The sequence below is a fragment of the Cryobacterium sp. AP23 genome (genome assembly GCF_054075385.1).
Genome location: NZ_CM133415.1, coordinates 3,880,433 through 3,905,215, shown reverse-complemented (window position 1 = coordinate 3,905,215; position 24,783 = coordinate 3,880,433). Strand labels below are relative to the sequence as shown.

The 24,783-nt window shown below is 68.8% G+C and carries 24 protein-coding genes; 8 read left to right on the top strand and 16 right to left on the bottom strand.

Annotated features, from left to right (window positions below):
- Positions 1–10: 10 nt before the first annotated feature.
- The 5 genes from ACU5E9_RS18425 to nusA all read right to left on the bottom strand — a co-directional run bounded on the left by ACU5E9_RS18425 (position 11) and on the right by nusA (position 5,607).
- Complete coding sequence (locus ACU5E9_RS18425) at positions 11–475, bottom strand: DUF805 domain-containing protein (protein ID WP_456811337.1); 465 nt, start codon at positions 473–475, stop codon at positions 11–13.
- A 182-nt stretch (positions 476–657) separates the two neighbouring features.
- Complete coding sequence (gene rbfA / locus ACU5E9_RS18420; RefSeq protein WP_456811336.1) at positions 658–1,200, bottom strand: 30S ribosome-binding factor RbfA; 543 nt, start codon at positions 1,198–1,200, stop codon at positions 658–660.
- Between the two features lie 198 nt (positions 1,201–1,398).
- Positions 1,399–4,254 (bottom strand): translation initiation factor IF-2, encoded by a 2,856-nt coding sequence (infB, locus tag ACU5E9_RS18415; RefSeq protein ID WP_456811335.1) that lies wholly within the window; start codon positions 4,252–4,254, stop codon positions 1,399–1,401.
- 76 nt (positions 4,255–4,330) lie between these two features.
- The gene (locus ACU5E9_RS18410; protein WP_110126028.1) at positions 4,331–4,588 is read right to left on the bottom strand and encodes a YlxR family protein; all 258 of its coding nucleotides are present in this window, start codon (positions 4,586–4,588) and stop codon (positions 4,331–4,333) included.
- An 8-nt stretch (positions 4,589–4,596) separates the two neighbouring features.
- Positions 4,597–5,607, bottom strand: a complete 1,011-nt coding sequence (gene nusA / locus ACU5E9_RS18405; RefSeq protein ID WP_110126027.1) for a transcription termination factor NusA — start codon at positions 5,605–5,607, stop codon at positions 4,597–4,599.
- Between the two features lie 161 nt (positions 5,608–5,768).
- Here nusA and ACU5E9_RS18400 point away from each other — a divergent pair, with 161 nt between their 5' ends.
- Positions 5,769–6,605, top strand: coding sequence for a DUF1206 domain-containing protein (locus tag ACU5E9_RS18400; RefSeq protein WP_456811334.1), 837 nt, complete (start codon positions 5,769–5,771; stop codon positions 6,603–6,605).
- Positions 6,606–6,715: 110 nt separating this feature from the next.
- Here the strand turns inward: ACU5E9_RS18400 and ACU5E9_RS18395 are convergent, their stop codons facing one another.
- The 6 genes from ACU5E9_RS18395 to ACU5E9_RS18370 form a co-directional block, all read right to left on the bottom strand.
- On the bottom strand, positions 6,716–8,485 hold the full coding sequence (locus tag ACU5E9_RS18395) for a proline--tRNA ligase (protein WP_456813575.1): 1,770 nt from the start codon (positions 8,483–8,485) through the stop codon (positions 6,716–6,718).
- A gap of 153 nt (positions 8,486–8,638) precedes the next feature.
- Entirely contained in the window at positions 8,639–9,799 is a 1,161-nt protein-coding gene (ispG, locus tag ACU5E9_RS18390) for a flavodoxin-dependent (E)-4-hydroxy-3-methylbut-2-enyl-diphosphate synthase (protein WP_456811333.1), read from the bottom strand.
- Between the two features lie 98 nt (positions 9,800–9,897).
- Complete coding sequence (locus ACU5E9_RS18385) at positions 9,898–10,227, bottom strand: SHOCT domain-containing protein (RefSeq protein WP_456811332.1); 330 nt, start codon at positions 10,225–10,227, stop codon at positions 9,898–9,900.
- Positions 10,228–10,352: 125 nt separating this feature from the next.
- A complete protein-coding gene (locus ACU5E9_RS18380; RefSeq protein ID WP_456811331.1) occupies positions 10,353–11,012 on the bottom strand; it encodes a response regulator in 660 nt (219 codons plus the stop codon).
- On the bottom strand, positions 11,009–12,313 hold the full coding sequence (locus tag ACU5E9_RS18375) for a sensor histidine kinase (RefSeq protein ID WP_456811330.1): 1,305 nt from the start codon (positions 12,311–12,313) through the stop codon (positions 11,009–11,011). The genes ACU5E9_RS18380 and ACU5E9_RS18375 overlap by 4 nt, the downstream gene beginning before the upstream one ends.
- Positions 12,314–12,406: 93 nt before the next feature.
- On the bottom strand, positions 12,407–13,786 hold the full coding sequence (locus ACU5E9_RS18370; protein ID WP_456811329.1) for a M50 family metallopeptidase: 1,380 nt from the start codon (positions 13,784–13,786) through the stop codon (positions 12,407–12,409).
- Positions 13,787–13,844: 58 nt separating this feature from the next.
- Here ACU5E9_RS18370 and ACU5E9_RS18365 point away from each other — a divergent pair, with 58 nt between their 5' ends.
- The 3 genes from ACU5E9_RS18365 to ACU5E9_RS18355 are packed head-to-tail and all read left to right on the top strand — an operon-like array spanning position 13,845 to position 16,739.
- On the top strand, positions 13,845–15,209 hold the full coding sequence (locus ACU5E9_RS18365) for a serine/threonine-protein kinase (RefSeq protein ID WP_456811328.1): 1,365 nt from the start codon (positions 13,845–13,847) through the stop codon (positions 15,207–15,209).
- Positions 15,206–15,766: a hypothetical protein gene (locus ACU5E9_RS18360; protein WP_456811327.1), complete on the top strand. Its 561-nt coding sequence runs from the start codon at positions 15,206–15,208 to the stop codon at positions 15,764–15,766. Before ACU5E9_RS18365 ends, ACU5E9_RS18360 begins: the two co-directional genes overlap by 4 nt.
- A gap of 55 nt (positions 15,767–15,821) precedes the next feature.
- Positions 15,822–16,739, top strand: a complete 918-nt coding sequence (locus ACU5E9_RS18355; protein ID WP_456811326.1) for an NAD-dependent epimerase/dehydratase family protein — start codon at positions 15,822–15,824, stop codon at positions 16,737–16,739.
- 4 nt (positions 16,740–16,743) lie between these two features.
- Here the strand turns inward: ACU5E9_RS18355 and ACU5E9_RS18350 are convergent, their stop codons facing one another.
- Entirely contained in the window at positions 16,744–17,832 is a 1,089-nt protein-coding gene (locus ACU5E9_RS18350; protein ID WP_456811325.1) for a 1-deoxy-D-xylulose-5-phosphate reductoisomerase, read from the bottom strand.
- A gap of 160 nt (positions 17,833–17,992) precedes the next feature.
- Here ACU5E9_RS18350 and ACU5E9_RS18345 point away from each other — a divergent pair, with 160 nt between their 5' ends.
- The 3 genes from ACU5E9_RS18345 to ACU5E9_RS18335 all read left to right on the top strand — a co-directional run bounded on the left by ACU5E9_RS18345 (position 17,993) and on the right by ACU5E9_RS18335 (position 19,704).
- Positions 17,993–18,730 (top strand): lysophospholipid acyltransferase family protein, encoded by a 738-nt coding sequence (locus ACU5E9_RS18345; protein ID WP_456813574.1) that lies wholly within the window; start codon positions 17,993–17,995, stop codon positions 18,728–18,730.
- Positions 18,731–18,889: 159 nt separating this feature from the next.
- The gene (locus tag ACU5E9_RS18340; protein ID WP_456811324.1) at positions 18,890–19,240 is read left to right on the top strand and encodes an ArsR/SmtB family transcription factor; all 351 of its coding nucleotides are present in this window, start codon (positions 18,890–18,892) and stop codon (positions 19,238–19,240) included.
- Complete coding sequence (locus tag ACU5E9_RS18335; protein WP_456811323.1) at positions 19,237–19,704, top strand: SRPBCC family protein; 468 nt, start codon at positions 19,237–19,239, stop codon at positions 19,702–19,704. Before ACU5E9_RS18340 ends, ACU5E9_RS18335 begins: the two co-directional genes overlap by 4 nt.
- 10 nt (positions 19,705–19,714) lie before the next feature.
- On the opposite strand, the gene ACU5E9_RS18330 is transcribed toward ACU5E9_RS18335, so the two are convergent.
- The 4 genes from ACU5E9_RS18330 to ACU5E9_RS18315 all read right to left on the bottom strand — a co-directional run bounded on the left by ACU5E9_RS18330 (position 19,715) and on the right by ACU5E9_RS18315 (position 23,242).
- A complete protein-coding gene (locus tag ACU5E9_RS18330) occupies positions 19,715–20,662 on the bottom strand; it encodes an HAD family hydrolase (RefSeq protein ID WP_456811322.1) in 948 nt (315 codons plus the stop codon).
- Positions 20,663–20,796: 134 nt separating this feature from the next.
- Complete coding sequence (locus ACU5E9_RS18325) at positions 20,797–21,849, bottom strand: medium chain dehydrogenase/reductase family protein (protein ID WP_456811321.1); 1,053 nt, start codon at positions 21,847–21,849, stop codon at positions 20,797–20,799.
- A gap of 90 nt (positions 21,850–21,939) precedes the next feature.
- Entirely contained in the window at positions 21,940–22,524 is a 585-nt protein-coding gene (locus ACU5E9_RS18320) for a TetR/AcrR family transcriptional regulator (RefSeq protein WP_456811320.1), read from the bottom strand.
- Between the two features lie 64 nt (positions 22,525–22,588).
- Positions 22,589–23,242: an IMPACT family protein gene (locus tag ACU5E9_RS18315; protein WP_456811319.1), complete on the bottom strand. Its 654-nt coding sequence runs from the start codon at positions 23,240–23,242 to the stop codon at positions 22,589–22,591.
- A 122-nt stretch (positions 23,243–23,364) separates the two neighbouring features.
- Here ACU5E9_RS18315 and ACU5E9_RS18310 point away from each other — a divergent pair, with 122 nt between their 5' ends.
- On the top strand, positions 23,365–24,708 hold the full coding sequence (locus ACU5E9_RS18310; RefSeq protein ID WP_456811318.1) for an aminotransferase class III-fold pyridoxal phosphate-dependent enzyme: 1,344 nt from the start codon (positions 23,365–23,367) through the stop codon (positions 24,706–24,708).
- The last annotated feature ends 75 nt before the right edge of the window (positions 24,709–24,783 follow it).

Here is a 24,783-nt window from a genome sequence, read left to right as displayed (position 1 = left end):
GCCCACCGCGCTAAGCGTCGAACCGGGCACCCTCCGGCTTCGACGGCAGGAGCGTCAGGACCAGCAGGATGAGTCCGCCCACCAGCGGCACCAGGGCGACGAAGATGAAAAAGCCGGAGAAGTTGCCGTCGTGCAGTCGGCGGACCGTGAGGGCCAATTCCGGTATGAGCGTGGCCAGGCCGTAGACCGTGAGGAGCAGCACCACGACCACCGCTCCCCCGGATGGCGGCGCGACGGTCCCGTCGACGGACACCGTGGGGGTACCGTTGGCGACCAGCGCCAGGACCCCGAGGACGATGAGCACGACGTAGTTGACCAGGGCCCACCACCAGTACTCACTTCGGCTGGCCCGCCCGGAGAACACCGCGTACTTGGTGAAGAAGCGCTTGACCGCTTCGGTGATGGGTGCGCCGTAGTACGGCGCTGCGAGCGGGACGCCTCCGACAGGTGCGGTGGATTGCTGGGGTAGGGCCATGACAACTCCTTCAGATGTGGACGATTGCGTCGATCCTAGGGATATTTGGCCCCGTTCACCGGGGATTTCACAAATTGTGCCGCGTGTGTTCCGCATTGTTTCACCACTGCGAAACCTCCGGCGCCCGTTGGGGTCGACCGGAGGTTCCTGGGTGCCGCGTGCGCGGCCGTTCGTGCGTGTGCTTAGCGGGCATCCGGTTCGGTGTCGGCGGCGTGCCGGCCGGTGCGGACCGGTGCGGGCTCCACGACGGCGTCGTCGGTGTCGTCTTCGTCCGTCTCATCCACGTCGTCGTCATCCTCGGCGTACTCGCGCGGCTTGACGTACGGGTCTTCGTCGCCGGCGTACACGGCGGCGCGGGCCATCTCGCCCACCTGGGTGTCGCGCTCCCGCGCCTCACGCAAGAGGTCGTCGATGAGGGCCGCGTTCTCCGGGATGCCGTCGGCGATGAATTCGAGTGACGGCGTGAGCCGGGCGGTGATGTTCTTGCCGACCTCGCTGCGCATCATGCCGGTGGCGGCCTTGAGCGCTGCAGCGCTGTCCTTGCGCTCTTCGTCGGAGCCGTAGACCGTGTAGAACACCGAGGCGTGCTGCAGGTCGCCGGTGACCTTGACGTCGGTGATGGTCACGAAGCCGAGCCTCGGGTCGCGGATGCCGCGTTCGAGCCGCTTGGCCACGATGACCTTGATGCGGTCCGCCATCTTTCGTGCGCGTGCCGGATCTACCATGATCTACTCCTAGTTTGTGGGTACTTCTTAACGCTCTTAAGTCCTCCCCAACCATCGTGTTGACGAATGTTGTCTCGGGGACTGGGGTCGTAGCTTGATCCCCCGCTGCATTCAATCAACGCAGGGGAATCGGGGTAGGGGTCCCCGCTCTCTTCCCTTTTAGGGGGATCAAGCGGAGACCCCAGCACAACGCGGAACTTAGCCGCGCGGCTTCTCCTTCAGTTCGATCGTCTCAATCTCGTCGCCGATCTGAATGTCGTTGAACTTACCAAGACCGATACCGGCCTCGAAGTCCGTACGAACCTCAGTGACGTCGTCCTTGAAGCGACGCAGCGACTCGATGGCCAGGTTGTCGCCCACAACGATGCCGTCGCGGATGACCCGTGCCTTGGCGTTTCGCGTGATCGTTCCCGAACGCACGATGACACCGGCGACGTTTCCGAACTTGGACGAGCTGAAGACCTCGCGGATCTCGGCGATACCACTCTGCACTTCTTCGAACTCGGGCTTGAGCATTCCGGTGAGGGAAGACTCGATGTCCTCGAGCGCGTTGTAGATGACGGAGTAGAAGCGCACGTCCACGCCTTCACGAGCCGCACGTTCGCGCGCCTTCGTGTCGGGGCGAACGTTGAAGCCGATGATGATGGCGTTGTCGACGGTGGCGAGGTTGACGTCGCTCTCCGTGACCGCACCGACACCGCGGTGGATGATGCGCAGCTGAACGGAGTCGTCGACCTCGATCTTGAGCAGCGACTCTTCCAGGGCCTCAACGGCACCGGAAACGTCACCCTTGATGATGAGGTTGAGCGATTCGACCTTGCCCTCTTCGAGTGCACGGGTGAAGTCCTCGAGGCTGATGCGCTTGCGGGCCTTGGCCAGCAGGGCGTTGCGCTCGGCGGCTTCACGCTTCTCAGCGATCTGACGCGCGGTGCGGTCTTCCTCGATGACGAGGAAGGTGTCACCGGCGCGCGGAACGCTGGAGAGACCCTGCACCTGGACGGCACGGGACGGCGTGGCGGCGAGAACGGCGTTGCCGTTTTCGTCGGCCATCGCACGAACGCGGCCGTAAGCGGTACCGGCAACGATCGAGTCTCCGACGTGCAGCGTTCCCGACTGGATGAGCACGGTGGCAACTGCACCGCGGCCCTTGTCGAGCTTGGCCTCAATGGCCACACCGCGGGCATCCTTGTTCGGGTTGGCGCGCATGTCGAGTCCGGCGTCAGCGGTGAGCAGGACGGCGTCGAGGATTTCCTGGATGCCGATCTTGTTCTTCGCGGACACGTCGACGAACATGACGTCTCCGCCGTACTCTTCGGCGACCAGACCGAACTCGGTGAGCTGCTGGCGCACCTTCTGCGGGTTGGCGCCTGCCTTGTCGATCTTGTTTACTGCGACCACGATCGGCACGTTGGCGGCCTGGGCGTGGTTGAGCGCCTCAATCGTCTGCGGCATGATGCCGTCATCGGCGGCGACCACGAGGATCGCGATGTCGGTGACCTGCGCACCACGAGCACGCATGGCGGTGAACGCCTCGTGACCGGGGGTGTCGATGAAGGTGATGGCACGTTCGATGCCCTCGTGCTCGGTGACGACCTGGTACGCACCGATGTGCTGGGTGATGCCACCGGCTTCACCGGCAGCGACCTTGGCGTTACGGATGGCGTCGAGCAGCGCGGTCTTACCGTGGTCGACGTGACCCATGACGGTGACGACGGGAGGACGAACTTCGAGCTCTTCGTCGGTTTCGTCGGCCAGCTCCTGGTCGATGTCGATGTCGAAGGCGAGCAGCAGCTCGCGGTCCTCGTCGTCGGGCGAGACCATCTGGATCTTGTAACCCAGCTCGCTGCCCAGTACGTCGAAGGTGGCCTCGTCGAGCGACTCGGTCGCCGTTGCCATTTCACCGAGGTGGAACAGCACGGTGACCAGGTTGCCCGGGCTCGCGTCGATCTTGTCGGCGAAGTCGGTGATCGAGGCGCCGCGGCGCAGACGCACCACGGTGCCGCCGTCGCCACGGGGGACGCTGACGCCACCCAGCGACGGAGCTTCGCGCAGTTCGAATTCTGCTCTCTTCGTACGCTTCGACTTGCGTGCCTTGTTCTTGCCGCCTCCGCGACCGAACGCACCAGCGGTTCCACCGCCGGGGCCACGGCCACGGCCGCCGGCGCCGCCGCCACCCGCAGGGCGGGGCGGGCCGAAGCCGGGAGCGCCTGCAGGCGCACCGGGGCGGGAGAAGCCGGGGCGTGCGCCACCGGCGCCGCCCGGAGCTCCGCCGGGACGCTGGAAGCCACCCGGACGCTGGCCGAAGCCGGTCGGGCGGGGTGCCTGGCCGGGTCCACCGGGGCGCGGGGCGCCGGGGCGGGGTGCGGCAGGGCGGGGGATGTTGCTGGGCGAGGACGTGGACGGCGGACGCTGTCCCATGCCCTGCGCGCTCGCGAACGGGTTGTTGCCCGGACGCGGGGTGGGGGTCTTGCCCATGCCCTGGTTGCTGGCGAACGGGTTGTTACCCGGTCGTGCACCCGGACGCGGCACGGATCCACCGGGCTTGACGGCGGTGGCCGTCTCGCCGTCGGCCTTGGCGGCCGGCGTTGCGGCGGCCGGGCTCGCGTCGGTGCCCGCGGTGGCGGGAGCCTCGGCGGCGGCCTTCTCGGTCGCTGCAGCCTTCTCGGCGGCGGCGGCCTTCTCGGCAGCTGCAGCCTGACGTTCCGCTACGGTGAGCGGCGCGGCGGGCATCGGCGGGGCATCCGCGGCGGGAGCCTCGTCGACCGGTGCGGGCACCGGTGCAGCGGGGCGTGCCGGGGACGGACGGGCGCCGGGCTTGGCCGACGTGGTCGCGGCCGGCTTCGCGGCAGCGGGTGCCGCCGGCGTGGCGGCAGCGCCGCCGGTGGCGACTCCGTCGGCCTCGAGTGCTGCGCGCAGACGGCGCGCAACGGGGGGCTCAACGCTAGAGGACGGTCCCTTGACGAACTCGCCCATTTCCTTCAATTTCGCAAGGGCTACCTTGCTGTCGACACCGAGCTCAGTTGCGATCTCGTGTACGCGTGGTTTCGCAGCCACAATTCTCCTGTTCCGGGCCTGCACCCGGAAAGGGGCAGACCGTTAGTAACGGACGGGTCTCATTTCGAGCCGCTCATTAGTTATCCATTAGCCAAGTCAGCCTGTTCTCTAGTTGATTTGCGTCCAGGGGGCTGGTCACGCGGAGGGCACGCCCAAAAGCGCGCCTCTTTACGGCCTCCTGGAAGCACGCGATGGTGGGATGAATCCACGCACCTCTCCCAGGCAGAGTGGCGGTCTCATCGACCACCAGCAGCGAATTCTGGGCGACAACCCTCAGAAGAGAGGATCGCGAGGCGCGGGAACGGCATCCAATGCACGTTCTAACGGGATCCATCGTACCCCCTATTCGTCATCCTCCAGAATGCTGTCTGGCTGAATGTCGATTTTTGCGCCCGTGAGCTTGGCGGCGAGACGGGCGTTCTGGCCCTCCTTGCCGATCGCGAGCGACAGCTGGTAGTCCGGTACGAGCGCCCGGACGGCCTTGATCGACTCGTCGATGACGTAGGCGCTGGTGACCTTGGCGGGCGAGAGCGCGCTGGCCACGAAGGTGGCGAGGTCGGGCGAGTAGTCGACGATGTCGATCTTCTCGTTGTTGAGCTCCGCGGTCACCGCGCGTACGCGCTGGCCGAGCTCGCCGATGCAGGCACCCTTGGCATTGACGCCGGGCTCGGTGGCGCGCACGGCGATCTTGGTGCGGTGGCCGGCCTCGCGGGCCAGCGAGACGATCTCCACGACGCCGCTGGCGATCTCGGGGACCTCCAGCGCGAACAGACGGCGCACGAGTGACGGGTGGGTGCGCGAGACGGTGATCTGCGGGCCCTTCATGCCGCGGCCGACGGCCGTGACGTACACCCGGATGCGCGAGCCGTGCACGTAGCTCTCGCCGGGCACCTGCTCTTCGGGGGGAAGGATCGCTTCGATGGTGCCGAGGTCGACGTGGATCATGCGGGGGTTGGGCCCCTGCTGGATCACACCGGCGACGATCTCGCCTTCGCGGCCCTTGAATTCGCCGAGCACCGCGTCATCCGCGATGTCGCGCAGGCGCTGGTTGATAACCTGCTTGGCCGCGAATGCGGCGATACGACCGAAGTCGTCGGGGTTGTCAACGGCTTCGCCGATGATGTTGCCCTCTTCGTCGTGCTCAGGAATGTAAATGTCGACGTGACCGGACTTGCGGTCGAGTACGACGCGAGCTCCGGGTTCTTCTTCCGCAGCCTGCTTCAGCGGCTCACCCTGGTGGGTGTGCTTGAGGTAGGCCGTCAGAATTGCTTGCTCGATGATCTGCACGAGTTCCTCGAAGGGAATCTCTTTCTCGCGCTCCATCAGCCGCAACACGCTGAGGTCGATGTCCATGGCCGGCCTCCTCTATTCAGATCTTGCCGCCGCGAAACCGCGCAGCGGGCTTCTACCAAGGTACCGGAATCCCGGGGCCTGCGTCACCCGCTCGGTGCCACCGGGTGGAACACGCCAAGCACCACCGCGTGCCGGCGGCGTTCGACGGATACGATAACGCGATGAATACTCGATCTTCTGCGCAGTCCGGCGCGCAATCGGCCGGCCGTGCCGCGCGGAATGCCGGCAACAATCCCCACCTCAAGACCCTGGCCCGGGTCGGCTACGCCGTCAACGGCCTCCTGCACGCCCTGATCGGCGCCATCGCCATCAGCCTCGCGGTCGGGTCAGGCGCCGGAAGCGCCGACCAGTCCGGCGCGCTCGGTCAACTGGCGAAGTCCCCCGGCGGCATTTTCGTGATCTGGGCCATCGTCGTCGGTCTGGTCGCGCTGGGCCTGTGGCAGGTGCTGCAGGCGTTCCTGGTTCCGGCCGCGGACTCCGAGAAGAAGGTCTGGGCGCATCGGCTCAAGGAGATCGGCAAGGGCGTGGCGTACCTCTTCGTGGCCGGCACCGCCCTCACCGTCGCCCTGCAGGGTTCGGCGAACTCGTCGCAGAGCACCGCGTCGGCCAGCGCATCCGTGCTCGCGCTGCCCGGCGGGCCGGTGCTGCTGATGCTCGCCGGTCTGGGCGTGCTCGCGATCGGCGGCTACTTCGTCTACAAGGGCGTCGCCAAGACGTTCACCGAAGACCTCAGCGTGCCGTCCGGTGCGATGGGCACCGCCACGGTGGGGCTCGGCGTGTTCGGGTACGTCGCCAAGGGCATCGCCGTCGGCGTGGTCGGCATCCTCGTCATCGTCGCGGGCTTCACCGTCGACCCGAGCAAGTCGACCGGGCTGGACGGCGCGCTGCATTCGCTTGCCGCCCTGCCGTTCGGCATGGTCATCCTGGTGCTCGTCGGCGTGGGCCTGATCGCCTACGGCGTGTACTGCTTCTTCCGCGCCCGCTTCGCCAAGCTCTAACACCTCGTCGAAGCGCGACCCATCCGCTGGTCGAGCTTGTCAAGACGCCGTGAGATGTCTACTTCGACAGGCTCAGCACGGCGTCGACAAGCTCGACCAGCGATCACGGTTTAGGCGAAGTGCGCGGCCAACTCGGCCACGGGCACCTGGGTGCGCTCGCCTGAGCGGCGGTCCCAGAGTTCCACGATGCCGTCGGCCGCGCCGCGGCCCACGATCACGATGGTGGGGATCCCGATCAGTTCGGCGTCACCGAACTTGACGCCGGGCGACACCTTGCGGCGGTCGTCGTAGAGCACCTCGCGGCCGGAGGCCTCGACCATCGCGGTCACGGCCTCGCTGGTTTCGAAGACGATCTCGTCGCGGCCGGTGGCGATCACGTGCACGTCGAACGGGGCGACGGCGTCGGGCCAGATCAGGCCCTTGGCGTCGTTGTTGAGCTCGGCGATCACGGCGAGGGCACGGGTGACGCCGATGCCGTAGGAACCCATGGTGACGGTGACGAGCTTGCCGTTCTCGTCGAGCACCTTCAGGCCCAGCGACTCGGCGTACTTGCGGCCGAGCTGGAACACGTGGCCGATCTCCATGCCGCGGGCCAGCTCCACCGGGCCGGAGCCGTCGGGGGCGGGGTCGCCGGCGCGCACCTCGGCGGCCTCGACCGTGCCGTCGGCGACGAAGTCACGGCCGGCGACGAGCCCGAAGACGTGGCGGCCGGGTTCGTTGGCTCCGGTGATCCACTCGGTGCCGTCGACCACGCGCGGGTCGACGAGGAAACGGATGCCGGTGGCGGACTCTTCGCCCAGCATCGCGCCGGCCGCAGCCCACGGACCGATGTAACCCTTGACCAGGCCGGGGCGGCCGGGAACCTTGTTGAGCTTGGCGAAGTCACCGTCGTTGGCGGCCTCGACCTCGGCGGGGGCGAAGGCCACCTCGACGCGCTTGAGGTCGACCTCACGGTCACCGGGCAGGCCGATCACCACGATCTCGCGGCTGCCGTCGGGCTGCACGAGCGCGAGGACGACGTTCTTGAGCGTGTCGGCGGCGGTCCAGGGGCGGCCGTCCGGGCGCGGCTGGGTGGCGTTGGCCGAGTCGACCAGGGTCTGGATGGTGGGGGTGTCGGGGGTGTCGTGCACCTGCGCGGCCGGGAACCCGGCGAAGTCGATCGCCGCGGGCGCCAGGGTACGGAAGGCCTCGACGTTGGCCGCGTAGCCTTCGGCGGAGCGCACGAAGGTGTCTTCGCCGACGGCGGTGGGGTGCAGGAACTCTTCGCTCTTCGAGCCGCCCATGGCGCCGGCATCCGCCTGCACCACGACGTATTCGAGGCCGAGGCGGGTGAAGATGCGCTCGTACGCGTCGCGCTGGGCCTGGTAGCTGGCGTCGAGGCCGGCGTCGGTGTAGTCGAAGGAGTAGGCGTCCTTCATGGTGAACTCACGGCCGCGCAGCAGGCCGCCGCGGGAGCGGGCCTCGTCGCGGTACTTGTCCTGGATCTGGAAGATCGACAGCGGCAGGTCCTTGTAGCTGTTGTAGAGGTCCTTCACCATCAGGGTGAAGACCTCTTCGTGGGTGGGCGCCAGCAGCAGGTCGCTCCCCTTGCGGTCCTGCAGGCGGAACAGGCCGTCGCCGTACTCGTCCCAGCGGCCGGTGATCTCGTAGGGTTCGCGCGGCAGCAGGGCGGGGAAGTGCACCTCGAACGCTCCGGCGGCGGCCATCTCCTCGCGGATGATGGTCTCGATCTTCGCCTTCACGCGCAGACCCAACGGCAGCCAGGCGAAGATGCCCGGCGCCTGACGGCGGATGTAGCCGGCCCGCACAAGCAGGCGGTGGCTGGTGACCTCGGCATCAGAGGGGTCTTCACGAAGGGTCCGGAGGAAGTAGTTCGACATACGAATAGGCACGCACCTACTTTACGGCGCGCGCAGACCGTCCGTCCCCGCGGCCCCGGCCGCCCGCAACCGCAACTGTTCCCCCTGCGGACAAATGGTCCCGGCGCACCGGGACCATTTGTCCGTTTTGGGAACAGTTGGGCGAGGGTGCGGCTAGTTGGCGCCGACCGTCACCACGGGGGCGCCGAGGGAGTCCTCGCTCGGCGGCATCTCGGCGGCCATGCGATTGGCCTCCTCGATCAGGGTGGCGACGATCTCGGACTCGGGCACGGTCTTGATGACCTCGCCGCGCACGAAGATCTGGCCCTTGCCGTTACCGGATGCCACGCCAAGGTCCGCGTCGCGGGCCTCGCCCGGTCCGTTGACGACACAGCCCATCACGGCCACGCGGAGGGGAACCGTCATGCCCTCGAGGCCGTCGGTGACGTCGTTGGCGAGCTTATAGACATCCACCTGGGCCCGGCCGCAGCTGGGGCAGGAGACGATCTCGAGCTTGCGCTCACGCAGGTTCAGCGACTGCAGGATCTGCAGGCCCACCTTGATCTCCTCGGCGGGCGGGGCTGACAGCGACACGCGGATGGTGTCGCCGATGCCCTCGCCGAGCAGGATGCCGAACGCCGTGGCGCTCTTGATGGTGCCCTGGAACGACGGGCCGGCCTCGGTGACGCCGAGGTGCAACGGCCAGTCGCCGCGCTCGGCGAGCAGCCGGTAGGCCTTGACCATGACCACCGGGTCGTTGTGCTTGACCGAGATCTTGAAGTCGTGGAAGTCGTGCTCCTCGAAGAGGCTGGCTTCCCAGACGGCGCTCTCCACGAGCGCCTCCGCGGTGGCTTTGCCGTACTTCTGCAGGATGCTGGGCTCGAGCGAACCGGCGTTGACGCCGATGCGGATCGAGACGTCCGCGGCCTTGGCGGCGGCGGCGATCTTGCCGACCTGGTCGTCGAACTTGCGGATGTTGCCGGGGTTCACCCGCACGGCCGCGCAGCCGGCGTCGATGGCCTGGTACACGTAGCTGGGCTGGAAGTGGATGTCGGCGATCACCGGGATCTGGCTCTTCTTGGCGATGATCGGCAGCACTTCGGCGTCATCGCGGCTCGGCACGGCAACGCGCACGATGTCACAGCCGGAGGCGGTGAGTTCGGCGATCTGCTGCAGAGTCGCGTTGATGTTCGTCGTCGGCGTCGTCGTCATGGACTGCACGCTGACCTGCGCGTCTCCGCCGACGAGGACCTTGCCGACCTTGATCTGGCGGGACTTGCGTCGGGGAGCGAGGATTACGGGGACTTTGGGCGTACCCAGGTTGATTGCGGCCACGGACGTAGCTTACGCGTGCCCGCTCCGATCCTCCTGAACGCGTGCACGCTCTGCGCTGGCGTTCAGCAGGATCGGAGGCCGGGTGGACGCGGCGTCGTTCAGCCGGCCGGCGGTGCGGCGTCGCGGTTGGCGCGGAGCACCTCGAGCCGGGACCGGTACTCGACCTCGTCGATGTCGCCCTGGGCGAAGCGCTCGGCGAGAGTCTTCTCGGCGCTGCGGGAATCCTGCTGGCCCGCCCCGTAGCCGCCGTACGGGTACGGGCCCGGGCCGTTCCATCCGCGCCGCCAGCGCCGGCCGAAGATGGCGAAGAGCGCGACGACGACGATGAGCCAGAAGAACGGGATCAGCAGGAACCACCACCCGAATCCGCCGCCGGCGCCCCATCCGGGGTGGGCAATGACTTCTGTGAGCGCTGCCGTTGTGAGCATGATGTGTCCAATCGTTCGGGGCTCCGGTGCGAGCCGATGCCCCCAGCGTCGCCGAACGGATGCGCGGGCGAATCTGCCCCGGGGAGTCACCTGTCGTACGCCCGCGGGAGCAGCCGGCTGCCCTGCTAGCGGCCGGGAGAGACCAGGCCCGCCTCGTAGGCGAGGATCACCAGTTGCACCCGGTCGCGGGCGGCGAGCTTGCCCATGATCCGCGACACGTGCGTCTTCGCCGTCAGCGGGCTGAGGAACAGCCGCGCGCCGATCTCCGCGTTGGTCAGCCCGCGGCCGACCAGGGCGAGCACCTCTCGCTCGCGCTCGGTGAGCGCCTGCAGGGCGCTGGGGTCGCGCGGTTCGCTCTGCCCGGTCGCCATCCGTTCCAGCAGCCGCCGGGTGACGCTCGGTGAGAGCAGCCCCTCCCCCGCTGCCACGACCCGGACGGCACGGATCAGCTCGGCCGGTTCGGTGTCCTTGACCAGGAAACCGCTCGCCCCGGCGCGGATGGCCCTGGCGACGTATTCGTCCAGTTCAAAGGTGGTCACGACCACGATACGGGTGTGCGCGAGCGCGGGGTCCCGCACGATCTGTTCGGTCGCCCAGAGGCCGTCGCCGTCGGGCATCCGGATGTCCATCAGCACGACATCCGGCCGCAGCCGGGTCACCGCATCCACGGCGGCACGGCCGCTACCGGCGTCGGCCACCACCTCGAGGTCCGGCTCGGATTCGAGAAGCGACCTGAAGCCGGCGCGGATCAACTGTTGGTCGTCGGCTATGACGACCCGGATCATCCGCCGTCTCCGTCCACCGGGGCAGTGCGGCCGAGGCTTATCGGGATCCGGGCCTCGACCAGGAAGCCGCCGTTCCCGGTTCGGACGGCGCGGAGCCGGCCGCCGAGCAATTCAGCGCGCTCCCGCATACCGAGCAGGCCACCGCCGGGTTCGATCGGATCGGCCGTGGCCGACCCGTCATCGGTCACGGTCAGCAGGTAGTCGCCATGGTCGACGCCCAGGTACACGGATGCCCCGGACGACCCGGCGTGCCGCAGCACGTTGGTGAGCGCCTCCTGGCAGATCCGGTACAGCGCGAGCTGGGTCGCGGCCGGGGCGGCGGTCTCGACCTCGAGCGCATTGGCGTAGGCGACATCGAGGCCCTGCGCACGGAAGGAGTCGATCAGCCCCGGCAGCCCGGCCAGGTCGGGCTCGGGGGCCAGCGGCGCACCGTTCGGCTCGGCCGGGTCCGAGCGGAGGATGCCGAGCACGGTGCGCACCTCGTCGAGCGCGTTCTTGCTGGCGCTCTTGATGTTCGCCAGCGCTTCGGCAGCCTTCTGCGGCTGGCTGTCGATCAGGTGCAGTCCGACGCCGGCCTGCACGTTGATCTGGGAGAGCGAATGGGCGAGCACGTCGTGCAGTTCGCGGGCGATCCGCATCCGCTCGCGCTGCTCGGCCGACAGCCGGCGGGCGGCCGAGCTGCGCCGGTGCTCAAGGATGCGATCCCGGCGCCGACGGATGGCCTCTCCCGCGCCCATGAAGAGCACCAACGCCAGTGTGGTTCCGGCGATCCGGAACGGGTTGAACAGGATCCCCCACAGCCCCGCCAGCGCGATGGCCCCGAGCCAGGCCAGGGCGACGGACGCGTATACCCAGATCCGGGCGCCACGCACGATTCCCAGCACGATCGCGAAGGCCAGGGCCGCGAACGGGGTGACCACGGTGGGAAGGATCAGGATCGGGACCGCGGCGGCCGCGGCGCAGACTGCGGCGACCGGGCCGGGGAAGCGGCGGGCCATGATCAGAGCCAGCGGACCGACGAACGCGAGGGCGAGCACCAGCAGAACGGCGCCGGTGAAGCCGGGCGCACCGGAGTCGACAAACGCGCCGTCGAACCGCCGGTCGCCGAACGGATTCTCGCCGCCGGGGAAAGCCGAACGACCTCGCCAGATCTGGAACGCCGTGGAGGGAACCTGGACGACCAGGGACACCACCACCGGGATCCAGAGGCGCGCCGCGGGCGGGAGTCGTTCACCGGGCCAGCCGCGCCGGCGCTCCGGCCAGCCGGAGTCATACTCGGGCGACTCGGCAGGCGATGTCATAGTCCGATGCTACGTCCGCTCACGCTGGGGCGCGTGGCCCGCTGGCAGCAGTTGTCTGGGCTCCGACTACTCCCGCGGGAGTACGCGGCGGCGTCAGCCGAACAGGTTGACCGGCTTGACGATGTCGGCGTAGATCAGCAGCAGGCTCATTCCGCCGAGCACGATCACCACGGCGAAGGTGAGCGGCATCAGCTTGGCCGTGTCGACGGGCCCGGGGTCTGGGCGCTTGAACAGCTTGGCGAACCAGCGGCGGATGCCCTCCCAGAGCGCGCCGGCGACGTGGCCGCCGTCCAGCGGCATCAGCGGTACCAGGTTGAACACGAACAGCGCGATGTTGAGCGAACCGAGCAGGCCGATCAGGCTCGCGGTCTTGCTCGCGATCGGGATGGTGTCGATACTGGCGATCTCGCCGGCCACCCGGCCGACACCCACCACGCTGATCGGGCCGTTCGGGTCGCGTTCGCCGGGGCCGAACGCGGCGTTGGCCACGTCGATCAGGCGCTGCGGCAGGTTGAGGATCATGTGGAACACCCCGGAGATGTTCTCGCCGACCGCCGGCAGCACCGCGGAGGCCGGTTGCGGCACGAGCTCGCCGGCCGGTCCGATGCCGACGAAGCCGACCTCGGTGGTCTGCTTCGCACCATCGGCGTCGGTCACGACCTCGCCGGCGTCATCCGTGACGTAGCGTTCGGTGAGCTTGGGGGTGATCACCAGGGTCTGCTCGGCACCGTCACGTTCGACGACGACCTGCAGCGGGGTGCCGGAGGATTCCCGGATGATCGCGGTGGACTGGTCCCAGCTGGTGATGGCGGTGCCGTCGATGCTCACGAGCCGGTCGCCGGGCTTGAGGCCGGCGGCGGCGCCTGGCGCGGCCTCGTCGCCGTCGGCGCAGGTCTGCCGGTCGCTCGTGGCGGGCAGCACGCAGGCGCTGACACTGCCGACGGTGGTGCTGGCCTGGGTGGTGCCGAAGCCCATCAGCAGCACAGCGAAGAGCACCACGGCGATGAGCAGGTTCATGAACGGGCCGCCGAGCATGATGATGACGCGTTTGAACACCGGCAGCCGGTAGAACGCGCGGTGGTCCTCGCCCTCGCCGATGGTGTCGGCGCTGGCCTGGCGGGCGTCCTCGACCATGGTGCCGAGGGTGCCCTGCTTCTTCTCCGGCTCGCCCTCCTGCACCAGCTGCTGGAAGAAGCCGGTGCTGTTCGACCGGGACTTGGCGCCGTCCTTCGCGGGCGGGAACATGCCGATCATGGAGATATAGCCGCCCATGGGGATGGCCTTGACGCCGTACTCGGTTTCGCCCTTGCGCTTGGACCACAGGGTGGGGCCGAACCCGATCATGTACTGGGTGACCTTGACACCGAACAGCTTGGCGGGCACCAGGTGGCCGATCTCGTGCAGGCCGATAGAGAGCGCCAGGCCGACGACGACCACAGCTACGCCCAAGATATACAACAGCACGGTTTCCACAGTCGTAGATTAGCCTTCTCTTGCTGCAAGGCTGCTGGTCGTTGACTGGCACCCGGCTATGCTCGCTACCTCGTACCGCCCGATCCAGGAGGATTCCCTGTCTGCACCAACCGAGCCCATCGGCAACGCGTCGCCGTCTGACGGCCTGGTCGGACTGGTCCTCGCCGACCGCTTCCGCCTGGACCGGCTGGTCGGCACCGGCGGCATGGCCACGGTGTACGAGGCGGCTGACCTGGCCCTTGGCCGTACTGTCGCCCTGAAACTGTTCCGCATGGACACCGCGGACGACTCCGGCCCGCAGCGGCAGAGCGGCGAAGTCATGGTGCTCGCCAGCCTCAACCACTTCGCCCTTGTGACCCTGTTCGACGCCGGTTCCGAGCACGTCGACGGCAGCACCCGTTCGTTCATCGTGATGGAGTACATCCCGGGCCAGGACCTGCGCAGCCGCATCGGCGAGGGCCCGGTGGCCCCCGCCGAGGTGGCCAGGATGGGCGCCGACCTCGCCGAAGCCCTGCACTACGTGCACGCCAAGGGCATCATCCACCGCGACATCAAGCCCGCCAACGTCCTGCTCGCCCCGTCCGACTTCCCCGGCCGGGTGTCGCACGCGAAACTGGCCGACTTCGGCATCGCCCGGCTCTTCGACGCCACGCACCTCACCCGCACCGGGTCCGTGCTCGGCACCGCCGGCTACCTCAGCCCCGAGCAGGCGCTCGGCGAGCCGATCGGCCCGCCCAGCGACGTGTACTCCCTCGGCCTGGTGCTGCTGGAGAGCCTGACCGCCACCCGCAGCTACCCCGGCACCGCGATCGAATCGGCCATGGCCCGGTTGCAGCGCCAACCCGAGATCCCCGCCGAGCTGGGCACCCAGTGGCAGACCGTGCTGGCCGGCATGACCGCCCGCGACCCCGCGCAGCGGCTGACATCGGCGGATGCCGCTGTGCTCCTGCGCGACCTCGTGCCGGGCGGTTCGCCGGCCGATGGGGCCACCGCGGCCACGCAGCTGCTCGAGGAGCCGACGGCCCTCATGCCCGTTCCCGCCGCGGGCACGGCCGCCACCGAGCTGTATCCGGCCTCCGACGGCAACGAGCCGACCCGGGTCATGACCCGCACCGACACCCCGGCGCAGGCGGCGCCGACCGAACGATTCAACCAGGCCGCACCGTCGGCACTCAGCGCGTCGGCACCCAGCACGCCGGCCCCGGCTGGGCCGGGTTTCCGGTCCGACCGCTCCGCACCGGCCCGCCGCCGGGTGGGCCGCACACCCGTCATCATCGGCATCCTGCTGGCCGTCGCGGCGGTGATCGCGCTGGTGTTCTTCGTGCAGCCGACCGACCCTGAAGCCGACCCGCCGGCCTATCCAGCGGTCGACGGCGACCTCGGCACCCATCTGCAGCAGCTTCAGGAAAGCGTGAACCCGTGAGCGCGACCCCGAACATCCGCACCCGCCTGATGCTGGTGGTAGCCGGCATCGGACTGGCCGGCAGTCTTCTCGCCGGCTGCGCCACCGCCACCCCCGACCTGAACGCCGACACGGCAGCCGGCCTGCAGGACGGGGTGCTCACGGTCAGTGAGGCCGCCGCCAACGGCGACTTCGCCGGCGCGCAAGCCGCCCTCGAGGTGGTGCAGGCCGACCTGACCGCGGCGACCGCGGCCGACGGGGTCACCGACACGCGGGCCGCCGAGATCCAGACCGCCATCGACCTCGTCGCGACCGACCTGGCTGCCGCGGTGGCGGGTGCCCCGGTCGAGACGCCGGAGGAGGCGCCCGCCGAGACCCCGGTCGAGACCGAGACCCCCGCGCCGGAAGAAACACCCGTAGAGACCCCGACCGAAACCCCGGAGGAGACCGAGGCTCCGGTGGTCACCGACGAACCGGTCGAGCCGGAGGAGACCACCGCACCCGCCCCCGAGCCGGAGAAGCCGGACAAGGACAAGTCCGATAACGGCGCCTGCAAGAAGAAGGACGACTGCGACTAACCGCGGTGCCCTGCTAAACGGTCGCATCACCCGTCACGCCAGCCAGGAGGATCCCATGCCCCAGCACCTCATCGTCGGAGCCGGCTGGGTGGGCAGTGAACTGGCCCGACAGCTGGTGGCCCGAGGAGACGACGTCACCGTGGCCACCCGGTCGGGCACCGTGCTGCCGGGCACGACGTCGCGCACCCTGGACGCATCCGACCCGGTGGCCTTCGTGCTCGCGGCCGAACGGATGGACACCATCTTCCTGTGCACCAATCCGCCGTACCCCGACTGGGCCCGGCGTTGGCCGCCGGTGTTCGCGGCGGCGATCGCCGCGGCATCCGTCTCCGGCGCCGGCCTGGTGGTGATGGGCAATCTGTACCCGTACGGGTCGCCGGCCGGGCCGATGACCGAGCACTCCCCCGAGACCACGACGGAGTCGAAGGGGCTGATCCGCCGCAACGGCTGGCGCCGGGTGCTCGAGGCGCACGAGCACGGTGAGATCCGGGCCGTCGAGGTGCGGGCGAGCGACTACTTCGGGGCCGGCGTGACGGGCACCGCGCACCTGGGCGAGGCGTTCTTCCGCCAGGTCCTGGCGTCGAAGACGGCGCGGGTGGTCGGGCTGCCCGCAGCGTTGCATAGTTGGAGCTACCTGCCGGACATCGCCGCCACCATGATCGCCGCCGCTGGGTACGCCGGCGACTGGGGTCGCATCTGGCATGTGCCGAGCGGGGCATATAGTCGCACCGACATCGCCGGCCAGCTGAACTCGCGCTTCGGCAGCCACGGCGTCGTGGCCGGGTACCCCCGGTGGATGCTGCGGGCGCTCGGCGTGGCCAGCCCGCTGATGCGGGAGGTTGACAAGTCCAGCTACCAGTTCCGGGTGCCGTATGTGATCGATGCACAGGAGACGGAACGGGAGCTGGGCGTGGCCGCGACCCCGTGGGATGACGCGCTGGTCGCGGTGGCCGAGAGCTACCGCGGGCGCTGACCGGTCAGCGGCCGATCGAGTCGATGATCGTGTCGGCGGCGGCGCGGGCCCAGCGTTCGGCCTCCGCCAGCGACTCAAGAGTGAGCTCGCCGTCGGACTCGTGGGCGTCGACGACCCGCTGCACGGTGTCGACGATGTCGAGGTAGCCGATCCGGCCGGCGTGGAACGCCAGCACCGCCTGCTCATTGGACGCGTTGAACACCGCCGGGTAGGTGCCCCGGGCCCGGCCGACGTGCTTGGCCAGTTCCACGGCGGGGAACGCCTCGTCGTCGAGGGGTTCGAAGGTCCAGGTGTGCGGGGTGGTCCAGTCGATCGGCACGCCGACGGCGGCCACCCGGTTCGGCCAGTCCAGGCCCAGCGAGATCGGCAGGCGCATGTTCGGCGGCGACGCCTGGGCGATCGTGGAGCCGTCGATGAACTCCACCATCGAGTGGATGAGCGACTGCGGGTGCACGACAACGTCGATGCGGTCGTACGGCACGTCGAAGAGCAGGTGGGCCTCGATGATTTCGAGTCCCTTGTTCACCAGCGTCGCCGAGTTGGTGGTGATGACCAGGCCCATGTCCCAGGTCGGGTGCGCCAGCGCCTCCCGCGGGGTGACGTCAGCCAGTTCGGCGCGGGTGCGGCCGCGGAACGGGCCGCCGGATGCGGTCAGCACCAGCCGGCGCACCTCATCCGCGGTGCCGGATCGCAGCGCCTGCGCGATCGCCGAGTGCTCGGAGTCCACAGGCACGATCTGGCCGGGCGCCGCGAGCGCCTTGACGAGGTCGCCGCCGACGATGAGGGACTCCTTGTTGGCCAGCGCAAGGGTGCGGCCGGCCTTGAGCGCGGCGAGGGTCGGGCCCAGCCCCACCGACCCGGTGATGCCGTTGAGCACGACATCGGCGTCGACATCCCGCACCAACTGCTCGGCCTCGGCGGCACCGACAGCGGTGTCGTCGACGTTGAACGCGGCGGCCTGTTCGGCCAGGAGGTCACGGTTGCTGCCGGCCGAGAGGCCGACCACCTCGAACCGGGTGGGGTTGGCCTTGATGACGTCGAGCGCCTGGGTACCGATCGAGCCCGTTGACCCGAGAATGATGATTCGCTGCACGAGCCCATGGTAGGCGCACCGCGGTTATATGCCGGGCGCGACTGACCCCGCGCTGTAGGGTCGTTGAGTGACCGGAGCCAAGCACGACCCAGCATCCGAGCCCGAAACCGCGCCGGAAGCCCCCGTCGAACAGGTGCCGGCCGACGACGTGCTCGTCGAGATGCCCGTGAAGGCCAAGCGTCCCGGCTTCGTCTATTTCCTGGGTTACGGCATCATGGCGCCCATTGCGCGCCTGGTCTTCCGGCCGCGCATCACCGGCAAGGAGAACATCCCCCGTGAGGGCCGCGTGATCCTCGCCAGCAACCACCTGTCCTTCATCGACAGCATCGTGATCCCGCTCACCGCGCCGCGCCGGGTGCAGTTCCTGGCCAAGTCCACCTACTTCACCGGCACCGGCTTCAAGGGCTGGGTGTCCCGCCAGTTCTTCACCTCCATCGGCGCCGTCGGCGTGGAGCGCGGCGCCGGGCAGGCCGCCCAGGTGGCACTGGACGCAGGTAAGAACATCCTCGACGCCGACAGCGCCTTCGCGATCTACCCCGAAGGCACCCGGTCACTCGACGGGCGGCTCTACCGCGGCCGCACCGGCGTCGGTTGGCTCGCCCTCACCACCGGGGCCGTCGTGGTACCGGTGGGCCTCATCGGCACCGAGGAGATCATGCCGGTGGGCTCGAAGATGCCGCGCATCCGTCGCATCAGCGTGAAGTTCGGCGAACCGATCGACGTGAGCGGGCACGGCACCGCCGACTCCGGCCGCGCCCGTCGCCGGGCCACCGACGAGATCATGGCCGCCATCCACGAGCTGACCGGCCAGGAACTCGCGCACAGCTACAACGAGTCACCGCCCACCACCGTCGTGCAGCGGGTCACCCGCGCCATCTGGTGGCGCGAGCGGCGCTGACCGCAGTCCGGCCCGGCCGGCCTCGCAGGATTATCAGGACATAGTGCGCAAAAAAGGACGATGTCCGGGATGATCGTCCTTCTCAAGTTCCGGAGTCCTTCTAAAACATCCGATACTTAGCCCTTGCACTCAGTGATGGGCGTCGGCTAACTTAGCCGCATGGCTCAGCATCCCCTCGACGGTGTCTTCCAGGCCGTCTCGGACCCCACTCGCCGGGCGGTACTCGGCCGCCTCGGCTCCGGGCCGGCCAGCATCGGCGAGTTGGCGGCGCCGTTCGACATGGCACTGCCCTCGTTCATGAAGCACATCGGCTCCCTCGAGAAGGCAGGGCTGATCCGCACCCGCAAGACCGGCCGGGTGCGCGTCTGCACGCTCGAGCGCGGCTCGTTCGACCTGATCGAGGGGTGGCTGAGTGATCAGCGCCGCATCTGGGAGGGCCGCGCCGACCGGCTGGAGCGCTTCGTCACCACCGCCCCAGACCCCCGCCACGATGAGGAGACGCCCGCATGACCGCATCCGCTCAGCCCGACCTGGACCTCACCGTCTCCCGCATTATCCGGGCGCCCCGCGCCGCCGTCTGGAAAGCCTGGGCCGACCCGGCCAGCTTCGAACAATGGTGGGTGCCGGCGCCCACGCTCTGCCGAGTGCTGGAGATGGATCTCCGCGCGGGCGGTTCGTTCCGCACCGAGATCAGCGAGGACGGTACCGAATTCGGACCGCACATCACCGGCTGCTTCCTCGCCGTCGACCACCTCGAGCGCATCATCTTCACGGATGCCCTCGTGGCCGGTTGGCGTCCGGCTGAGGCCTCCTTCGTGACCGCGGTGATGACCATGGCCGACCACCCCGACGGCACCGAGTACACCGCCACCGCGATGCACCGCAACCGGGCCGACCGCGACCAGCACGATCAGCTGGGCTTCCACGACGGCTGGGGCACGGTCATCCGTCAGCTCGCCGACCTGGTCGAGTAACTCCGCGGACTCAATTCGTCGCCGGCTCTCGATGACCGGTCGGGTAGACCACGTCCCAGTCGTCCCGGATGCTGACGACGGTCCAGCCCAGTGCGGCGGCCCGCTCGATCGTGCGATCTGAGCCGGACGTGTACTCGAACTCGCGGTCAGCGTCATCGTGCGCCACCACAAGGGCGAAGCGGGCCGATTCCAGCATTTCGATGTCGACATCCGCATTTCCCCCGGCGAAGACGGGCAGCCGGCCGGTCTGCGCGAAGATGTGCTCTGGCTTGCCGGGGCCCGCGTCGACGCCGCCCAGCACGCCCTCGCCCCGCACGATGCGCCCGTCCACGTATCGATACTCCGCCGCGGTGCCGATCACGTTCTCCTTGTGGATGCCCCAGGCCTCCTCGGCGAACACGCGCATGAAGTCCCTGCCGCCGCCGGAGCAGACGAAGACCCGGAACTCCTGGGCGGTGAGGAAGGTGATGAGTTCCAGCATTGGCTGGTAGACGAGATCGATGTAGGGAACGCCGAACTTGGGCTGTTTCACGGTCTCGAGCCACACCCGCACCTCGGCGTCGAAGGCCTCCGGCGTCGAGCCTGCCCATGACCGGCTGAACGCCGAAAGCAGGCTGCCGATCGTCTCCGGATCCTGCGTCGCCACACCGGCGAAAAATGCCATGTCGCGCTCCACGAGCGCCTTGTACGGCTGCGTGCGGGCCAGCGCGGGATCGGCTTTCACTTCCTCGCCCCATTTGCGGAACACAAAGTCGAATTGCGGCGGCAGCGGCTGCTCCGACCACAACGTTCCGTCGTTGTCGAACGCCGCGATCCGGTCGGCCGGCTCGATGAAACCGGCACCTGGCGTTGTCGCGGTCGCCACGAAATCGAGGATGGCCTGCCGGGTGGGTCCGTCCTTCCAGCTGGGCAACGCCATCTCGGTCATGGCTTTCTCGGTCATGGCTTTCTCGATCATTGATCCGCTCCTCGCCTCACCAGCCTCATCATCTGACCCGGCCGACTCCGCCCACCTTTGCAACATCGGCGCCGCCCGGCGTCACCCGATCCGGATGACAATCGAGGCGGCGCCGAGCCTGCGGGTGGGGGTGCTCAGGGCAGCAGGATGACCTTGCCGTTGAGGGTGCGGGACTCCGCCAGCTCCAGAGCGGCGACCACGTCGGTCAGCGGGAAGCGGGCCGCGATGTTGGCGGTGATCGTTCCCTCCTTCAGCAGGGTGAGCACCGCGGTGAGGTCGTGTTCGAGGTGACGGCGGAACCGGGCCGGTCGCAGCGTGTGGCCTGCCCAGAGGTCGTAGAACGTGGCCCGCTTCCCGTTCGGGAGCGCGGACCAGAGCAGCGCCTGGCCCAACGCCTTCGCGAACGGGATCACGAGGGATCCCGTTCCGGCGGCGGCCTGGATGATGGAGAATGTCACGATTGTGCCGCCGGCAGCGAGCAGGGCGAATCCGGTGCGGGTGATGTCGCCGCCGACGTTGTCGAAGACCGCGTCGACCCCGCCGGGGGCGATCTCACGCACCCGAGCGGCCAGGTCGGGGTCGGCGTAGTCGACCGGGGAGACGCCGGCGGCGCGCAGGGCATCGTGATGGCGCGGCGACGCCGCTCCGATCACGCGCACGCCGTGCTGGGCGGCCAGCTGGATGAGGATGCCACCAACGCCGCTGTTGGCACCGAAGAGCAGGATCGTCTGACCCGGCTTGACCCGTGCGGCGCGATGCAGCATCTGCCACGCGGTCACCCCGTTCACGACTACCGTCTCGGCCTCGTCGGGGCTTATGCCGTCGGGCACGCGGATGCTGTCACGGGCCTCGACGACGGCGTATCCGGTCCAGGCGCCGGTCTTGGTCATGGTCGCGACCCTGGTGCCGACCAGAGCGGCGTCTACCGACCGGCCGGCAGTGACCACCCGGCCGACGAGGTCGTAGCCCGGGGTGAAGGGAAACGCGGGCTGGCCGGGGTACCGGCCCTTTCGCATCGACTGCTCGGCGAAGGAGATCCCGGTCGCCTCGACCTTCACCAGCAGCTGCCCGGGACCGGGGGCGGCCACCGGCACTGTCGTGACCTGCAGGCCGGCAGCCTCGACGAGACCGGGGAGCACGATGCGGGTGGTCTGGAGACCGGCGGGGGGTGTTGCGATGCTCGTCATCAGGTATCCATTCTGTTGTGTGTGACTGAACAGTCACTTATTTGGGCACAAAAGAAAGCCCGCGTCTCGGGCCCTCTCCGAGAGGGTCGGTCAGCTGGTGACCGGGTGGTGCTGAATGCCGTGGTCGACGAGTCGCGCCCACGTCGCATCCACCTCGTCGAGACCCGCCTGCACCACGAGGTGGCAGAGCTGGCCATAGGCGAGGAAGCGCTGGATCGAGTCATCGTCGGCGCCGGACTCGCGCGCGACTGCACGCACCACGGTGGCCAGCCCGCGGCGAACCGCATCGCGGATCTCCGGCACGTCACACGCACTCTGCGCGTGCACCTGGAGGGCGATCAGGGTGCGGTCGCGGATGAGGTCGACGTACGCCGTGGTCATCGCGTCGAGTTTGGCCGGTGAATCGGTGGCAGTGGCGCCTGTGGCGCCGGCGACCAGCGCGGCGGCGACCTGCTCGTAGCAGTCATCGACCGCGGCGACGAAGAGTCCGAGCTTGCCGTCGAAGAGCCGGAACACGTACGCCGGCGAGACATCGGCGGCCGCGGCGACCTCCGCCACCGGGGTGGATTGGTAGCCGGCGCGCGCGAAGACCTCCACGGCGCGAGCGATGATCCGAACGCGCTGGGCATCCGCCGTCGACCGCGGGCCGGTGCTGGTGTCTGCCGAATGCGTCATGTGACTGATTGAACACTTACTTCTCGCTGAAGTCAAGCAGCCCGTCCGACGGGGCGGCCCGTGGTCAACGCTCGCCGTCCACCCATTCGTGCCCGAGCGCCTCGAGTTCCCGGGACCCGGCGGTCACCTGGGCGACGATCGCGCCGAGCCACTCGGCATCGTCGCCGGCAATATCCAGCAGGGCCTCGTTTGCGTAGCTGGTGCCCAGGATGAGCACCCCGCGCTGGCGCAACTCGGCCTCGATGCGACCGGCATCCGCGTGGGACAGTGCGAGGCGGAACAGCTCGCGGCGTTCGCGCGTCACGAGCAGCCCGCGGGACTGGGCCAGGTCGATCGTGGTGAGCACGGCCTCCGAGTAGGCGCGCACGAGACCGCCGGCGCCCAGGAGCGTGCCGCCGAAATAGCGGGTGACGACGGCCACACAATCGACGAGACCGCGCCCGGTGAGCGCCTCCAGCATCGGGCGACCCGCGGTTCCGGATGGCTCGCCGTCGTCGTTCGACCGGCGCACCTGATCCGGCGTATCGCTCGGCCCGACCACGAAGGCCGAACAGTGGTGGCGTGCGGCAAAGTGTTCCGAGCGCGCGTCATCGATGACGGTGCGCGCCGCCGCCTCGGTGTCGACCCTGACCAGGCGGCAGAGGAAACGGGATCGCTTCACGTCGATCTCGGCCGAAACCTGGCTGCCGACGCCGCCGCGCAAAGTGAGATCCGGCATGGGCCCAGTCTCGCGCATGCCGTGGCCGGACTGCGGCCACGAGGGTCTGAGCCCCGCAACAGCGGCCGTGCCGCGGGCGAGGCTGCGGCCCCCACCCAGCCGACCTCCGTAAGCTGGGGGGCATGTCTTCTTCCTTCTCGGTCAGCCAGGAGCGCAAGCTCGTCACCGCCCTCCCGGGCCCACGGTCAATCGCGCTGCAGGAACGACGCGTGCGCGCCGTGTCTCGTGGCGCCGGAACCCTCGTCAACATCTACATGGACCACGGCGCTGGAGCGATCCTCGTCGACGTCGACGGCAACCAGATCATCGACCTCGGTTGCGGCATCGGCGTGACCACCATCGGCCACGCCCACCCCGAGGTCGCCGCGGCGGCCGCCGAGCAGGCCGGCAAGCTCACCCACACGCTCTTCACCGTCACGCCGTATGAGAACTACGTGCGCGTCGCCGAGAAGCTCGCCGAGATCACCCCCGGCGACTTCGAGAAGCACTCCATCCTGGTGAACACCGGAGCCGAAGCAGTGGAGAACGCGGTCAAGATCGCCCGCAAGTACACCGGCCGTCGCGCCATCGTGAGCCTGGACCACGCCTTCCACGGCCGCACCAATCTCACCATGGCGATGACCTACCGCCCGTGGCCGGAGCGCGCGGGCATGGGCCCGTTCCCCGGTGAGATCTACAGCGTGCCCACCAGCTACCCCTACCAGGACGGCCTGTCCGGCGAGGAAGCAGCCGAGAAGACCATCGACTACATCCAGACCCACATCGGCGCCACCGAGATCGCGGCATTCTTCGTCGAGCCGATCCAGGGCGACGGCGGCATCGTCATCCCCGCCCCCGGCTACTTCAAGCGCCTGAGCGAGTTCTGCACCGAGAACGGCATCGTGTTCGTCTCCGACGAGATCCAGGCCGGCATCGCCCGCACCGGCGCTTGGTACGGCATCGAGCACCACGGTGTCGTGCCCGACCTGGTCACCACGGCCAAGGGCATCGCCGGCGGGTTCCCGCTGGCCGCCGTCACCGGCCGCGCCGAGATCATGGATGCCGTGCAGCCCGGCGGCATCGGCGGAACCTTCGGTGGCAACCCGGTTTCGACCGCGGCAGCCCTGGCGGTATTCGACATCATCGAGCGAGACAACCTGCTGGGCGAGGCCCAGCGGGTGGAGAAGGCCCTCTGGGCCCGCATCGGCGACTGGGCCGACACGTTCGACATCGTAGGCGACGTGCGCGGCAAGGGCGCCATGTTCGGCGTTGAACTCGTGCACCCCGGCACCAAGAAGCCATTCCCGGAGGCGCTGGCGTTCGTGCTGAAGCACGCCACCACCAACGGCGTCATCGCCCTGGATGCCGGCAGCTGGGACTCCGTGCTGCGGATCATGCCGTCTGTGGTCATCTCCGAAGCCCTCATCGACGACGCCGCCTCGGTGCTCGAAGAGGCCTTCACGCTGTTCGCTGCCACCCAGAAGTAGGCAGCAACCCCGCGAAAGCGGTCCAGTGGTCACCTCCCCGTACGGAGGCAACCACGGGGCCGCTTTCGCGGTTTA